This is a genomic window from Verrucomicrobiota bacterium, from assembly GCA_039027815.1.
In the GTDB taxonomy this organism is placed as follows: domain Bacteria; phylum Verrucomicrobiota; class Verrucomicrobiia; order Verrucomicrobiales; family JBCCJK01; genus JBCCJK01.
In genome coordinates this window covers 1-12,254 of record JBCCJK010000037.1, presented here as the reverse complement: position 1 = coordinate 12,254, position 12,254 = coordinate 1, and the positions used below count along the sequence as shown (strand labels likewise).

Here is a 12,254-nt window from a genome sequence, read left to right as displayed (position 1 = left end):
ACTCTCCGCATCTGGAGGCGACTTATCGCCCGAGAAATCAGTTCATTGGCTCTATGAAAGGCATTCAAGACCTCCCCCCAGGATTGATTTGCATGGTGAGAACCCTCCAAAAAAGCGCCGGCCAGGGCGCGAATCCGGCCCGGAAAAAAGTCAGGGAGGCAGTGAATTCTCGATTGCGTCTTTCCAAGCCTCTGGGCCAGGTTACCCCTCTCAAACGGCCCTGGTTCCCGCTTGGCTCGGAGAGGGGGTCTGACCCCATCAGACACTTCTTCGAGCAGGCCAACCGGCTTCTCTTCACCCAACTCATCCCAGACCACTACCCCTCCCCAAATCATGCGTCCCGTCACTCTCTTCACCGGCCAATGGGCCGACCTCCCCGTGGAAACTCTAGCGGAAAAAGCCAAGGACTTTGGCTACGATGGACTGGAGCTTGCCTGTTGGGGCGATCACTTTGAAGTCGAGAAAGCCGACGCCGCCTACTGCGCTGGGAAACGGGCTCTGCTCGAAAAGCACGGCCTGAAGGCCTTCGCGATTTCCACTCACCTGGTCGGCCAGGCCGTGGCCGATGTCATCGACTCCCGCCACCAAGCCATTCTTCCTCCTTACGTCTGGGGCGATGGCGATCCCGAGGGCGTGCGCCAACGGGCCGCTGAGGAGGTCGTCAAGACTGCTCACGCCGCCAAAGAGTTTGGCGTCGAGGTCGTCAATGGCTTCACCGGCAGCCCCATCTGGCACCTCCTCTACTCTTTCCCGCCCGCCCCGCCCGAAATGATCGAGGAAGGCTTCGCCAACGCGGCCGCCCGCTGGAAACCGATTTTGGATGAGTTCCAAAGCCTCGGCGTGAAGTATGCGCTGGAAGTGCATCCCACTGAAATCGCCTTCGACATCGCCTCGGCCGAGCGATGGCTCGCCTCCATCGATCATCATCCCGCCTTTGGCTTCAACTACGACCCCAGCCACCTAGGCTACCAGGGAGTGGACTACGTGGGCTTCATTCGGAAGTTCGCGGACAAAATCTTCCACGTCCATATGAAGGACGCCTACTGGTCCGAGACTCCTACTGAAGCCGGCGTCTTCGGCGGCCACCTCGACTTCCATGACTCCCGCCGCTACTGGGACTTCCGCAGCGTGGGCCGCGGGAGCATCGACTTCGAACTCATCATCCGCGCCCTGAATGAGATTGGCTACACCGGTCCGCTCTCCGTAGAATGGGAAGACGGCGGCATGGATCGCGAGCAAGGGGCCACTGAGTCCGCCGATTTTTGCCATGGCATCGACTTCATGCCCTCGAACGTCGCCTTCGACTCCGCCTTCAGCGACGACGAGTAATACCAAGCTGCCGGATAAAGTGGTAGAACGGCCGCGCGATCTAGAGAGTCTCGGGGGCCTCTCGGAAGCGGAGTTGCACCACCCGACGGCCGTCCGCCTTTTCGACCTTTACGTCAAAGTCGTCGATCTGAACCCGGTCGTTCGTCTTCGGCAAGTGACCCAGGAGGTGCGTGACATAGCCACCGATCGTGGTCACCTCATCGCTCTCCAACTGCAAGGTCGTGAGGTGCTCTGAGATTTCATAAAGCCCCAGCCCCCCGGAGACCAGATACTCCCCCTCCTTGACCTCCAGAAACTCCTGTTGGTCCACGTCGAATTCGTCCCGAATATCGCCCACCAACTCCTCCAGCACATTGTCCATAAAGACCAAGCCGACCGCTCCCCCAAATTCGTCCATCGCGAGCGCCAAGTGCACTCGCTCCTTCAAAAACAATTGCAGCAGGCGATCCAGCGGCATGCTCTCGGGCACCCTCAGAATGCCCCTTTTGATGGCCTCCAAGTCGGGCTCCTCCTTCTCTTCCAAACGGAAGACGTCCTTGATGTGAATCATCCCCAAAGTCTGGTCGAGATGCCCATCGATCAGTGGAAAACGAGTGTGGCTGGATTCTTTGACCCTGGCTAGATTGGTAGCGAAATCATCTTTCACATCCAGCGAGATGACTTCGCTTCGCGGGGTCATGATCTCGCGCACCTCCAAGTTATTCAGTTCGAGAGCGTTGATGAGAATGGTGCGTTCCGTCTCCGTGACCTCCTCCTGATCGAGACTCTCCGAAACGAGAAGCGCCAATTCTTCCGAGCTGTGGACCGGCACCACTTCCGAAGCCGGATCGATTTTCAGAAGATGCTTCAGGAGAAAATTGGCACTCCGGTTGAGGAGCGCGATGGCGGAACTGAAAGCCCGGTAAAAAAGGTGCAAAGGCCGAGCCAGGGCCAAAGTCGTTGGCAGCGGTCTCCGAATGGCGACGGACTTGGGCACCAGCTCGCCGATCACCACGTGCAGAAAGGTGAACGACACCAAAGCCAAAATCCACGAGACCACGCCGATCGAACCATGCGGAAACCAAGAAAGGCCCCGGAGAAACGGCCCGATCAATCGCTCCACCAAGGGCCCTCCGAGAAAGCCGAGCGCGAGCGAAGCCAGAGTGATCCCCAGTTGGTTGGCCGAAAGATAGCGGTCCAGGTTCTCCACGATGCCCGTGGCGGTGCGCTTGGCCCGGCCAGAAGAGCGTTTCGCTTCCTGCTCATCGAATTCCAGCTGGCTGGGCCGGACCTTCACGATGGCAAACTCCGAGGCCACAAAGAAGGCATTCAGCAGAAGGAAGAAAACGATGCCCGCCAGGTAGAGCAGGACCTCTCCCGCACTCGGCCACTCCGAAGGCAGTTCGCCTGCGGTGGAGGCCAGGATGTCAGCGAAAAAAGCCATCATCAGGAGCGAAGTGGCTCAGAGCTTCTCGTAGACGCCCTGGTCACGTTTTTCCAAAATGGTGAAGCCAGCCCCTTTGGCATCGCTGACCGACATGGGTTTGCTCAAGACCGGCGTGTGGACCGCACTCACCCGTTTGCGGACGGGGCTCTTGCAGAGCGGGCAGACCTCCAAGGCGGCACGATCGATGGGACGACGTAGCTCAAACCCTTTTCGGCAAATCCGGCAGCCGGCCTCAGGGTCTTGGGAAATGTATTCGTAGATCGGCATGGGGAACTCCCGAAAAATCACCTTTCCGGGAGGGCTTTGCCAAAGGAGCAGGTCGCTTACCAACTCGATTTGGTGACCCCCGGGATCATGCCAGAAGAAGCCAGTTCGCGGAAGGCAATCCGGGAAAGTTTGAACCGACGGATGAAGCCGTGGCGCCGACCGGTCGCCTCGCACCGGTTGGTCCGGCGGGTCGGGCTGGCATCGCGGGGGAGCATCGAGAGACCGACGTAATCCTTCTCCGCCTTCAGCTTCGCCCGAAGCTGAGCGTATTTGGCGACGGTTTTTTGTTTGCGTGCCTCGCGGGCAATCCAGGATTTCTTAGCCATAGGTCTCGAAAGTGCGGCCTGGAGAATAAGGGGATTCCCACTTCGCGCAAGCCCTTTCTCCAGGTCATTTCATTCCCATTCCCGCCTCCAGTTCAGAGAAGATTTCGACTTTTCTCTCGGGACGTTTCCGCCATCTCCTCCTGAAAGGCCTGGAGCTTGGGGGTGAGGTCTCGATTCCAAGTCGCCAGAATCCGAATGGCCAGAAGACCTGCATTGCGGGCATTCCCAATCGCCACCGTGGCCACCGGGATCCCCGCGGGCATTTGCACGATGGAAAGCAGGGAATCCATTCCTTGGAGGGCCTGGCTTTCCACCGGGACCCCGATGACCGGCAGGGTGGTGTAGCTCGCGACCATGCCCGGCAAGTGCGCGGCGCCGCCCGCTCCGGCGATCAAGACATGCAGCCCTCGTTTGACCGCGCTCTTGGCATACTCCGCCATATCGTCCGGGGTGCGGTGGGCGGAGACCACTCGGGCCTCGTAGTCGATCTCGAAGTCTTGGCAAACCTCGGCCGCCAACCTCATGGTGGGCCAGTCGCTATCGCTTCCCATGAGAATGCCTACTTGGGGCTGGCTGCTGTTCATCATGAATCAAGATACAAAGGTCAGGGAATTTGCAGCCTTTTCCGCCCTCTCCCGCGCTTCGGACGCCGATGCCGCCAGCGCATTGACATGTCCCATCTTCCGGCCCGCGCGAGCCCGCGCCTTTCCATAAAGGTGGAGCCGAGCGCCGGGAACGGCCAGGGCTTGGGCCACTCCCCGAGGAAAGCCACGGCCGTCGCCATCGCCCAAGACATTGACCATGGCCGCGGGTTGCCAAAGCCTCGTGTCCCCCAAAGGCCATCCCAAAATCGCCCGCACGTGGTTCTCAAACTGCCCGCAAGCGGTCGCATCCATGGTGTAGTGCCCCGAATTGTGGACGCGGGGCGCCACTTCGTTGACCCACAAAAACCCGTCGCTCGTGAGAAAAAACTCCACTGCCAAGACACCGACATATTCGATCTCCTCCACCAAGGCATAGGCCAAGTCCCGCGCCTCCTGGGCCAATGATTCAGGCACCTCGGAGGGGGCCGTCACCACTTTGCAAATGTGGTTTTCCTGCACGGAATCGACCAGAGGGTAGGACTTCCGCTCCCCGTCCCGACCGCGCACCACTTGGATCGCCAGTTCTCGTTCAAAAGGGCAAAAGGCTTCCACGTAGAGCCCTCTCCCTCCCAGCAGCTCCCAAGCAGCCTCCGCCTCTTCGCTCCGGTGAACCGTGGCATTGCCTCGCCCGTCGTAACCTCCCGTTCGTTTCTTGAGCACCACTGGCCAGCCCTGACTTTGCCCAAATGCCTGCAGGGCCCCGACCGATTCCACCACTTCGAAAGCGGGCAGCTTGGCTCCCAGTCCCGCCAGGAGTTCTTTTTGGGCCACCTTATCCTGAAGAGCGGCCAAGACATCGGCCTTGGGCGCGCAATGACAGCCCCATGCTTCTAATTGCCGCAAGCGCTCCAGTCCCACGTTCTCACTTTCCAAGGTAAAGAGCCCGCAAGCCAGGGCCGCTTCCTTTTCCATGGCTTCAGGGTGCACCAGCGCGGAGCTGGCCGCGGGACAGACCCGATCGGCATCCCAGACTTCGGTCCGGACATCCAGGCGTTGGGCTGCCTGCGCCAACATGCGCGCCAGCTGCCCACCGCCCAAGATCCCAAAGCGCGGGCTCTCCTTTGCGGAAGCCATCAGAGCTTGATCTCCTCACCGCCCGCCGCATCGAGATACTTGATCTGCTCTCGGTGCTGGGTGGGATCACTTCGGAAGGTGAAACGGCCGGTATGACGGCGTTCCAGTTCGACCAAGAGATCCGAGTCCTCGCTTCGCAGACGATCCATGACCTCCGGGTGCACCACGATCACGAGATCGCCAATACCCTGTTTTCCGATGAGCCCGGTCAAAGTCCGCTGCAGCTCCACGCTCATCGACATGGTCGACTTGATCTTGCCGTTGCCGCTGCAATAGGGGCAGCGATCATACAAGGTGTCGCTGAGGCTTTCGTGCAGCCTCTGTCGGGTCATCTCCATGAGGCCCAGTTGGGAAATATGGAGGACCTGGGTCTTGGCCTTGTCGCGTTTGAGACGCTCTTTCATGGCCCGGTAAACCGCCTGCTGGTCTTTTCGACCCTTCATGTCGATGAAGTCCACCACCACCAGGCCGCCGATATTGCGTAGGCGAAGTTGCCGGGCCACCTCCTCGGCCGCCTCCACATTGGTCTCGGTGATCATCTTCTCGACGTTCTTGGAACCTCGGTTGCGTCCCGTGTTCACGTCCACGGTGATCATGGCCTCCGTCTCATCGATCACGAGATAGCCTCCGCACTTCAGCCAGACTTGGCGATGAAAGGCGTCCGCAATCTGCTTCTCGATTCCCAACTCATCGAAAATGGGGCCCGGCGTGCTCAAATGATGAATCTTTCGCATGGAGCGCTTGGAAATCGGGGCCGCCAACTCCCGCATCCGGTCCGCCGTTTCCTCGCTGTCGCAGATCACCTCGTCGACGTCCTCCGTCAGAAAGTCGCGCACGGATCGGCCCACCAGATCGGGCTCCTGGAAAGCACAAACCGGCGCAGGCTTGTTGGCCTTGGCATTCTCAATGGCCTGCCAGTCTTCCAAAAGAACGCTCAAATCCCGCACAAAGTGCCGCAGCCGCTTACCAGTCGCCACCGTTCTCATGATGACCCCCATGCCTTCAGGCACCGTCAGTTTCTCCATGATCTTGCGGAGGCGCTGTCGCTCCTTCGGGTCGTCCACTTTGCGCGAAATGCCGAACTGTTCGTTGTAGGGCATGAGCACCAGATAGCGGCCGGGCAGGCTGATGTTGGTGGTGACCCGAGGGCCCTTGGTTCCGATCGGCCCCTTGGTCACCTGGATCAAGACCTCGGAACCGGCCGGGTAGATGCTCGGGATATCGCGGGAAGTGATGCGCTTTTTCTTGGCCTTGGGTCGGCCGCCTCGCTGGATTTCCTCCATCCCGCCATCGAGCGCGGCCGGGATGGCGTCCCAAAAGTGAAGGAAGGCATTCTTCTCAAAGCCAATGTCCACGAACATGGCCTTGAGGCCCTGCTCGATGTTCTTGACCCGGCCCTTGAAGATGCTCCCGACCAGGCGGTCATCATTGATGCGCTCGATGGTGTATTCCTCGAGCACGCCGTCCTCGACCATCGCCATGCGCGTTTCCAACTTCTCGCAATTGACCACCAACTTGCGGCCTTGGTTGAACTCGCGAGAGAGTCCCAACATTCGTTTCAAATTTTTCAAACTCATAAAAATAGATCTGGGATTTCAAAAAGTGCTTCCTTCCGCGTCGGCCCCCAACGCAGGCGTAGGGGCCTCCAAGTCGTCTACGGCCTCAAAGGGAACTGCCGCTGCCCGGTGCACCCGCAAAGGCACCCCCGCTTCATCGCCAGACTCCCCCTCCGCCTCATCCACTACGAGAAGTTCCTCCCCATAGGTGGTTTCCTCGGCCTCGTCGAAAAAACCTTTGGCTTCCTCCAATTTTGTCAGCTGCGGAAAATGGCCTTTCTCCATCTCCTGAAGGCCCTCGTAGATGCGACGGGCCACCGGAGCCGCTACCTTGCCTCCGCTCTGGCCTCCCAGCACCACCACCGCCACCGCGTAGCGGGGACTCTCAAAGGGCGCAAAACTGATGAACCAGGAATTGTTGCCCCGTCGCCCCTGGATGCTGGTCTGGGCCGTGCCCGTCTTCCCTCCAATCTCCCAGCCCTCCGGGCCTCCCCGCTGGGCCGTCCCGCCGGGTTCATTGGCCGCCTTCCACATCCCGTTGCGGACCGCGTCCAGCGCGCGCGCGCTCACTCCCTCTTCCAGCAGATTGATGGCGCGTGACGCCTCTTTCGCCTGGTGGACCAGGCGGCCCCTCTTATCGATCGCAAACCGCACCAAGCTGGGCCGATAGGACGTGCCTCCGTTGGCAACGCTCGCGGCCACATTCGCCATTTGGAGTGGGGTCGCGAGCGTTTCGCCCTGCCCGATCGTTAGATTGGCCGTCTCGGCGGGGGTGAGGGGCCGATCCAGCGAGCGACCCTGAAGTTCCTTCCAAGGAAGACTGCCCGGGACGATTCCCGGCATCTCGCCCAGCCCGGCCAGTTCCAAGCCGGATTCCTGCCCCAAGCCCAGCATGCGGGAAACCCGCACGATCGGCTCATCCCGCAGGTTGTTACCTAAAAGATAGTAATAGGAATTGCAGGAAACCTTAATGGCCTCCTCCAAGCCGAGGCGACCATGCGCCCCTCCCTTGCTGTGAATCCAGCATTTCTTGAAATGATCGCCATAGCGCACTCCTCCAGTGCAAACATAGCTGTGTTGGTCCATCCCGACGAGCCCTGCGCCTAAAGAAACCACCACCTTGAAAGTCGAACCCGGCTCAAAGGCTCGCAGCGCTGTGCACAGAAGAGGCCGGGTCGGATCCCGCAGGTAAGCCTGCCAAACCTCCGCCTTGATTCGCGGAATGAAGCGGTTGGCATCATAGGAAGGCACCGAGGCCATGGCCAGAATTTCGCCTGTCTTCGGATCCAGCACCACCGCAGCTCCCCGACCCACCTTTCCCTCTCGCAGAGCTTGCTCCGTCAGCCACTGGATCCGAGCATCCAGTGTCAGAAAGACGTCGGCGCCTGCTTCTGGGGCGAGATTTTCGATTTCCCCCACCAGACTGCCCTTCTCATTCTTCAACATCACGCGCTTCCCAGGCTTGCCGGAGAGGACGGAGTTGAAAGTCTTCTCCAGCCCGGCTGCGCCGTAATCATCGCCGATGAAATAGGTGAATTGCGAAAGCCTCTCTCGATCAATCTTGCCGATATCCGGCTGGCTAAGGTAACCCAAAAGGTGGCTGGCGAGGGCCCCGTATTCATAAATACGCCGTGGTTTCACCACAATGCTGGTTCCGGGAATCACCCCGATCCTTTCCGCCAGCCGCACGCTCTCCCTGAAGGTGGCATCGCCGGGATACTCAAAAGGCACCACTCCCCGGTAAGTGCGATAATGATTGCGAAGAGACGCCGCGTTAAAATCCCGAGCCAGCCCCAAGGCCGCCAGCTTCGGCTGGACCGTCTCCTTGAAGATCGAGACAATGTCTGCCTCTTGAAACTGTTTCGGAAGAGCCCCCACCTCGAACTGCACCGTCGGCATTTCTCCCATTTCCTGGCGATAGGCACGTACCACTTCCGCCAAGTCCACCACAATTTTGAAGCTGGCTTGGTTGTCGACGAGCACCGTGCCATTTCGATCTAGAATGCGCCCGCGGGTCGCAGGCACCCGCACGGAAACCGTCGAGGTGGTGGGCAAAATCTCGGTGTAATAGTCCTGCCGATCCACCTGCATCGTCCACAAGCGGGCCATCAAAGAACCGAAGCCGAAGAGCACCAAAAGCCCCAAAGCCGCCAACCGCAGATGAATGCGCACTCTCATGCCCCCGATCGCTCCGCCACCCGCTCCTCAAGGCGGATTGGGCAACGACAGATGGCAGCCAACTTGTGCAGAAAGAACAAGAACAAGGGAGCCCACAGCATGGACAGCAAGGCCGTCGCCAGAATTTTGAAACCTACTTCGAGGGGAAAATAAAAATCGCCCCTCACCACATTAATCAGAAGATACTCTCCGGTGAGATAAACCACCATGGCCAAGCCAGCTAGCCCCATGGCCCACTCCCAGCGCCCTTTCCGGAAAAGGGGCCGGACCCCTTGCATGAGGCAACCCAGCAGCCCGTAGAGGACGATCGAATAGCCAAAAGGCAGATCCACCTGTCCCTCGGCAATGACCAAATGCCGGGCATCCCAGAGCAAGCCCGTTAGCATCGCCAAAAGCAACATGATGGAGAAATCCACCGAGACCGCCGCCAGGAAAAAGAACACCGGCACCATCATCATCTCCGCCCGAAAAGCCCAATCAAAAACCGGCATGAACTCCTGCGCCAAAAAGCTCACGTAAGTCAGCATCACGAGACTGAGAGAGAACCAAATCATACAGCAGTCGTCAGTATAAAAAGGATCTCGAGGTTGGCAAAGTCCACTGCGGGAAGGGCGATGGCTTCGTCGGTCAACTCTCCTCGTTCCAATCGCTCGACTTGGCCCACGAGAATCCCACTCGGGAAGACTTGCCCATCTCCCGAGGTATAGAGTCGAGCCCCGACGGGGATCTCGATCGCTTTCGGGAGGAACTTCAGCCGCAATTCAGGATTGGCAGACAAGGCCCCTCGCGCACCACTCAAAATACCGCGATCAGCCTGCCCCTCGATTCGGACGCCCACTTGGCAGCGCTCGTCGGCCAAAGTCAGCACCACGCAGACCGACTCCGAAACCGCCGTCACCTTGCCGACCAAGCCTTCCTGGCTCACGACCGGGGCATTCAATTCCACTCCGTCCTCACTGCCTTTGTCCAGAATCAAAGTGCTCCACCAAGTGGACGACTCGCGCTTGAGAATCTTGGCAGCCAACAAGTTAGAAACAGATCGCTCGGCAAACCCCAAGGCGCTTCGCAGTCGGTCATTCTCCCGCTGCAAAGCCTCTCTCTCAGAATGCACCACTTCCAACTCGGCCAGCCGCTCCCGCAGCTTCTCATTTTCCTCTTCCAGCAAGCCCGGCTCTCGTAGATCTTTGATCGAATTGCCGATGTCTTTTTCCAAAGCCGAACCCGCTCTCACGAAAGGACCCATCATACCTAAAACCGTCGCTTGCACCTTCCTGGCCGAACGGTCATTTAAAAAAAGCACCCAAAACAAGACCGCTCCGAAAGCGAGAAGAGCTGCGAGATGGAGCGGCCTCATCGTTCACGCAAGCGGGACCGGCCTCACTGATTGTTGGCGACCTTCTTGAGGAAGGACAACTCGTGTAAGACCTTGCCAGCGCCCTCCGCCACCGCACTCAAAGGATCCTCGGCTACGTGAACGGGCAACCCCGTCTCCTCCCTTAAAAGCTGATCCAGCCCCCGCAGGAGGGCCCCTCCGCCGGCCAACATGAGACCGCGATCCACCAAGTCCGCCGAAAGCTCGGGCGGACAACGCTCCAGCGCCGTTCGCACCGCATCCACGATGGTATTGAGAGGATCCAACATCGCCTCCCGAATTTCTTGGGACGTGATATTGATGGTCTTGGGGAGACCCGCCACCAAATCGCGCCCCTTTACATCCATGGTCGTCTCCTTCGGGAGAGGGTAGGCCGAGCCCATGCGGATTTTGATGTCCTCGGCTGTTCTCTCCCCCACCATCAGATTGTAAGCCCGCTTGAGATACATGGTGATGGCTTCATCCAATTCATCCCCGGCCACCCGAACGCTCCGACTATAAACCACTCCCGAAAGAGAAATCAGAGCCACCTCCGTCGTCCCTCCCCCGATGTCTACGATCATATTGCCAGAAGCTTCCTGAACAGGCAGCCCCACCCCGATGGCGGCTGCCATCGGTTCTTCGATGAGGTAGACCTCTCGCGCTCCGGCATGGAGCGCTGATTCTCTCACGGCTCGTTTCTCAACTTCGGTGATGCCCGAAGGCACCGCCACCACCACCCGAGGCCGACCATAGGAGCGGTTGCCCTGCACCTTCTTGATGAAATAACTGAGCATGGCCTCAGTCGTTTCGAAGTCCGCGATCACCCCATCCTTCAATGGGCGAATGGCCACGATGTTTCCCGGCGTCCGACCCAACATTCGTTTGGCGTCATCCCCCACGGCTAGAACCTCGCGCGACCCCGCCTTCACGGCCACCACCGAAGGCTCGCGTAGGACGATCCCCTGGTCCTTGAGATTTACCAGGGTGTTGGCCGTGCCGAGGTCGATTCCGATATCATTGGCGAAGAATCCAAAAAGTTTTTTGAACATTGGGAAAAGGGAAAAGTAGAAAATTTTGCGAGAAATCCTGAGCTGGGCCGAAATTGTTCCTCATTGTTCCACAGCTTCATCTCCGAAATTTCAGTATGACGAGACCGCCCAAGGCCGTCAAGAGCTAAGCCTTGGGGATGGGGGGAACTTTCTGCTCGAGGAGCCCCACCCAATCTCTCAGCGAGCCCGCCCCAAACCAAAAAAGTCCGCCGAAAAGGCGGACCGTCACTCGCTCCGTAGGCCAGTTCAGAAAGCCAGTTCAGAAAGAAAGTGCTCGAGGGGGGACTCGAACCCCCACGGGTCGCCCCACATGATCCTTAGTCATGCGCGTCTACCAATTCCGCCACCCGAGCAAGGTCCACAGCGGAAATCTGCGGGGCGGCAGTCTTAGTCGGCGTCGCGCTTTCTGCAAGAGGTTTTTGGAGTAGTGGATGACTTTTCCCGCTGCCTCCGCAGAGACTCCAGTTCCTTCTTCAAGGGCTCCCATTAGCAGCGGTCTGCGCCTTGAATGCGCTCCTTCTCGGTCCGGGATGCTTCCCGCATGCCTGCGGCATCACCTGCGGCGAGCACAGCAAGAGCCTTCCGTTCTTAGGCCACCACCTGCATGGCCTCGGGAAAGTCCCTAGCACGCAATTCAAGAAATTCGGCTTGGAAAGACTCTCGCAGCCAAAATCGCTGTCTCTCACTCGTAGCCTCTTTTTGGTGCGCGGTATGATGCGCCTCGACCAAGCGGTTGGTCATGAGCCAATCCTTTTCTAGCTGCTTTTCCCGCTGTGTTCGCTTCGCGGCGGCAAGGTCTGGCAAAGAAAGCACCTCCAGCTCCAAACCATCCACCTCGACCGTCGTTCGGCGCTTCCAAAGCTCTACAAAAGACGCCATCCCGCGCAGGCAACTCATGACATCGATCCGTAAAGGAAACGCTGATTTAATCCCTTCTTGAGTGGGAGGATAGATTGAGAGTGGGAGAAGGGGGTGGTAGAGAAGAGGAATGGAAAAGCAGCTGAGTTTTGCGCAAGCCGAGTATGAAGGGAAGAAGCGTGTAACGCGGAGG

The 12,254-nt window shown here is 58.9% G+C and carries 12 protein-coding genes and 1 tRNA gene; 1 reads left to right on the top strand and 12 read right to left on the bottom strand.

Translation table 11 applies throughout. The features are described 5' to 3' along the window. Positions 1–330 precede the first annotated feature (330 nt). Positions 331–1,329, top strand: coding sequence for a sugar phosphate isomerase/epimerase (locus AAF555_10005; protein ID MEM6911898.1), 999 nt, complete (start codon positions 331–333; stop codon positions 1,327–1,329). 40 nt (positions 1,330–1,369) lie between these two features. On the opposite strand, the gene AAF555_10000 is transcribed toward AAF555_10005, so the two are convergent. The 12 genes from AAF555_10000 to AAF555_09945 form a co-directional block, all read right to left on the bottom strand. Next, positions 1,370–2,755 carry a hemolysin family protein gene (locus AAF555_10000; GenBank protein ID MEM6911897.1) on the bottom strand — a complete coding sequence of 462 codons (1,386 nt, stop codon included), beginning with the start codon at positions 2,753–2,755 and terminating at the stop codon, positions 1,370–1,372. A gap of 15 nt (positions 2,756–2,770) precedes the next feature. After that, positions 2,771–3,022, bottom strand: coding sequence for an FmdB family zinc ribbon protein (locus tag AAF555_09995; protein ID MEM6911896.1), 252 nt, complete (start codon positions 3,020–3,022; stop codon positions 2,771–2,773). 56 nt (positions 3,023–3,078) lie between these two features. Further along, entirely contained in the window at positions 3,079–3,348 is a 270-nt protein-coding gene (rpsN, locus tag AAF555_09990) for a 30S ribosomal protein S14 (protein MEM6911895.1), read from the bottom strand. 92 nt (positions 3,349–3,440) lie between these two features. Continuing rightward, positions 3,441–3,935, bottom strand: a complete 495-nt coding sequence (gene purE / locus AAF555_09985; GenBank protein MEM6911894.1) for a 5-(carboxyamino)imidazole ribonucleotide mutase — start codon at positions 3,933–3,935, stop codon at positions 3,441–3,443. Between the two features lie 3 nt (positions 3,936–3,938). After that, positions 3,939–5,066, bottom strand: a complete 1,128-nt coding sequence (locus tag AAF555_09980) for a 5-(carboxyamino)imidazole ribonucleotide synthase (GenBank protein ID MEM6911893.1) — start codon at positions 5,064–5,066, stop codon at positions 3,939–3,941. Continuing rightward, positions 5,066–6,643 carry an Rne/Rng family ribonuclease gene (locus AAF555_09975; protein ID MEM6911892.1) on the bottom strand — a complete coding sequence of 526 codons (1,578 nt, stop codon included), beginning with the start codon at positions 6,641–6,643 and terminating at the stop codon, positions 5,066–5,068. The genes AAF555_09980 and AAF555_09975 overlap by 1 nt, the downstream gene beginning before the upstream one ends. 18 nt (positions 6,644–6,661) lie before the next feature. Beyond that, positions 6,662–8,800, bottom strand: a complete 2,139-nt coding sequence (locus AAF555_09970; protein MEM6911891.1) for a penicillin-binding transpeptidase domain-containing protein — start codon at positions 8,798–8,800, stop codon at positions 6,662–6,664. Beyond that, a complete protein-coding gene (locus tag AAF555_09965; protein MEM6911890.1) occupies positions 8,797–9,354 on the bottom strand; it encodes a hypothetical protein in 558 nt (185 codons plus the stop codon). Before AAF555_09965 ends, AAF555_09970 begins: the two co-directional genes overlap by 4 nt. Further along, the gene (gene mreC / locus AAF555_09960) at positions 9,351–10,046 is read right to left on the bottom strand and encodes a rod shape-determining protein MreC (protein ID MEM6911889.1); all 696 of its coding nucleotides are present in this window, start codon (positions 10,044–10,046) and stop codon (positions 9,351–9,353) included. Before mreC ends, AAF555_09965 begins: the two co-directional genes overlap by 4 nt. A gap of 131 nt (positions 10,047–10,177) precedes the next feature. Continuing rightward, the gene (locus tag AAF555_09955; protein ID MEM6911888.1) at positions 10,178–11,203 is read right to left on the bottom strand and encodes a rod shape-determining protein; all 1,026 of its coding nucleotides are present in this window, start codon (positions 11,201–11,203) and stop codon (positions 10,178–10,180) included. A gap of 271 nt (positions 11,204–11,474) precedes the next feature. Further along, positions 11,475–11,556 (bottom strand) — tRNA-Leu (locus tag AAF555_09950). A gap of 235 nt (positions 11,557–11,791) precedes the next feature. Continuing rightward, positions 11,792–12,100 (bottom strand): hypothetical protein, encoded by a 309-nt coding sequence (locus AAF555_09945; protein ID MEM6911887.1) that lies wholly within the window; start codon positions 12,098–12,100, stop codon positions 11,792–11,794. Between the last annotated feature and the right edge of the window lie 154 nt (positions 12,101–12,254).

Excerpts from the sequence above, each read along its gene's own strand:
- AAF555_09965 (MEM6911890.1), bottom strand. The coding sequence starts at position 9,354 with ATGATTTGGTTCTCTCTCAGTCTCGTGATGCTGACTTACGTGAGCTTT.
- AAF555_09955 (MEM6911888.1), bottom strand. The coding sequence starts at position 11,203 with ATGTTCAAAAAACTTTTTGGATTCTTCGCCAATGATATCGGAATCGAC.
- AAF555_09970 (MEM6911891.1), bottom strand. The coding sequence starts at position 8,800 with ATGAGAGTGCGCATTCATCTGCGGTTGGCGGCTTTGGGGCTTTTGGTG.
- rpsN (MEM6911895.1), bottom strand. The coding sequence starts at position 3,348 with ATGGCTAAGAAATCCTGGATTGCCCGCGAGGCACGCAAACAAAAAACC.
- AAF555_09945 (MEM6911887.1), bottom strand. The coding sequence starts at position 12,100 with ATGAGTTGCCTGCGCGGGATGGCGTCTTTTGTAGAGCTTTGGAAGCGC.
- AAF555_09975 (MEM6911892.1), bottom strand. The coding sequence starts at position 6,643 with ATGAGTTTGAAAAATTTGAAACGAATGTTGGGACTCTCTCGCGAGTTC.
- purE (MEM6911894.1), bottom strand. The coding sequence starts at position 3,935 with ATGATGAACAGCAGCCAGCCCCAAGTAGGCATTCTCATGGGAAGCGAT.
- AAF555_09995 (MEM6911896.1), bottom strand. The coding sequence starts at position 3,022 with ATGCCGATCTACGAATACATTTCCCAAGACCCTGAGGCCGGCTGCCGG.
- mreC (MEM6911889.1), bottom strand. The coding sequence starts at position 10,046 with ATGATGGGTCCTTTCGTGAGAGCGGGTTCGGCTTTGGAAAAAGACATC.
- AAF555_10000 (MEM6911897.1), bottom strand. The coding sequence starts at position 2,755 with ATGATGGCTTTTTTCGCTGACATCCTGGCCTCCACCGCAGGCGAACTG.
- AAF555_09980 (MEM6911893.1), bottom strand. The coding sequence starts at position 5,066 with ATGGCTTCCGCAAAGGAGAGCCCGCGCTTTGGGATCTTGGGCGGTGGG.